This window comes from Bartonella saheliensis (assembly GCF_902162175.1).
Window position 1 is genome coordinate 1 of sequence record NZ_LR607290.1, and the last position, 2,145, is coordinate 2,145.

Annotated in this window: 1 pseudogene; it reads right to left on the minus strand. The window is 42.6% G+C overall.

Features of this window, described 5'->3' with window-relative positions:
* Positions 1 to 2,145 (minus strand): annotated as a pseudogene (locus tag FS875_RS09720) (hypothetical protein); the annotation flags it as partial.

Below are 2,145 nucleotides of genomic sequence, written 5' to 3' on the forward strand. Positions count from 1 at the left end.
GCAGCAGAAACACTATTATAACTCGTTTCCTCAGAACTGCCATCCTCGTTAAAGCTCAATATCGTAAAGCTTGGTGCTACCCACTGACCATTCTCAAACTTAGCACCACCACCAAAATAGCTCGCTAACGTCTGATTCAAGGAATATAGCTGACCACCATTCACTGCTTCTGTTGAATCTGCTGAAAGGCTCCCTGCCTTAACACCGGAGAGACTACGTTCTGCACCATCACTATTAGCAATAGTGATTTCTGTTCCCTCTTTCTCTGCTCCGATCTTGATGACCTTACTCTCTTCATCCTGCTTGACAAGACTATCATTCACCACATTGTTGATGTGATTATTAATATCCGTAACAGCATTCGTCACTTCATTATGAAGATTGCTGAAAGATGTACCAACACTCGCAAAGGCTTTCGATACATTATCATAGCTCTGCTCTTCAACCTTGCCACCATCTGCACTTACTGTATTAACCTTAAAGCTTGGAGCTGTCCACTGACCATTCTCATACTTAGCTCCACCACCAAAATAGCGCGCTAACGTATTGTTCATCGAATAAAGCTGTGAACCATTCACCGCATCTGTCGAGGTTTCTGTAAGCGCTCCTGCCTTTACACCTGTAAGGGTCCGTGACACTCCATCAGTATTCGCAAACGTAACTTCAGTGCCGCTCTTTTCACCTCCAACGGCAATAACATGTGTCTTCTCATCTTGCTTAACAAGACTATCATTCACCACATTGTTGATGTGATTATTAATATCCGTAACAGCATTCGTCACTTCATTATGAAGATTGCTGAAAGATGTACCAACACTCGCAAAGGCTTTCGATACATTATCATAGCTCTGCTCTTCAACCTTGCCACCATCTGCACTTACTGTATTAACCTTAAAGCTTGGAGCTGTCCACTGACCATTCTCATACTTAGCTCCACCACCAAAATAGCGCGCTAACGTATTGTTCATCGAATAAAGCTGTGAACCATTCACCGCATCACTTGAGCTAGAATTAATAGCTCCATTGGCAAGTGATGTAATCTTGCTGTTCGTTTTGCTACCTTCTTTGCCATGTTCTGCTACAAATGCACCTTTGCTTCCATCCCACAACAACGCATCACTTTGAACCGTACTGATCTCTTTGCCAATTTCATCCTTAATATTCGCAAACTGATCTTTAACTTTCTCAAATGAATTGCCAACACCCGTAAAGGCTGAGGTTACATCATTATAACTCGTGTCAGTGACATCACCATTTTCATTGAAACCTTTAAAATGGAATGTAGGCGCAACCCATTTGCCATCTTCATAGCTGGCGTTACCCCCTAATGACTTCGCAATACTGCTCCCCAAAGCATGAAGTTGATTACCAGCCACGGCATCACTTGAGCTAGAATTAATAGATCCATTGGCAAGTGATGTGATCTTGCTGTTCGTTTTGCTACCTTCTTTGCCATGTTCTGCTACAAACGCACCTTTGCTTCCATCCCACAACAACGCATCACTTTGAACGGTGCTGATCTCTTTGCCAATTTCATCCTTAATATTCGCAAACTGATCTTTAACTTTCTCAAATGAATCACCAACACCCGTAAAGGCTGAGGTTACATCATTATAACTCGCGTCAGTAACATCACCATTGTCGTTGAAACCTTTAAAATGGAATGTAGGCGCAACCCATTTGCCATCTTCATAGCTGGCGTTACCCCCTAATGACTTCGCAATACTGCTCCCCAAAGCATGAAGTTGATTACCAGCCACGGCATCACTTGAGCTAGAATTAATAGATCCATTGGCAAGTGATGTGATCTTGCTGTTCGTTTTGCTACCTTCTTTGCCATGTTCTGCTACAAACGCACCTTTGCTTCCATCCCACAACAACGCATCACTTTGAACGGTGCTGATCTCTTTGCCAATTTCATCCTTAATATTCGCAAACTGATCTTTAACTTTCTCAAATGAATCACCAACACCCGTAAAGGCTGAGGTTACATCATTATAACTCGCGTCAGTAACATTACCATTGTCGTTGAAACCTTTAAAATGGAATGTAGGAGCAACCCATTTGCCATCTTCATAGCTGGCTTCACCACCTAATGTCTTTGCAACATTGCTCCCTAGAGCATAAAGCTGAGAACCATTAACC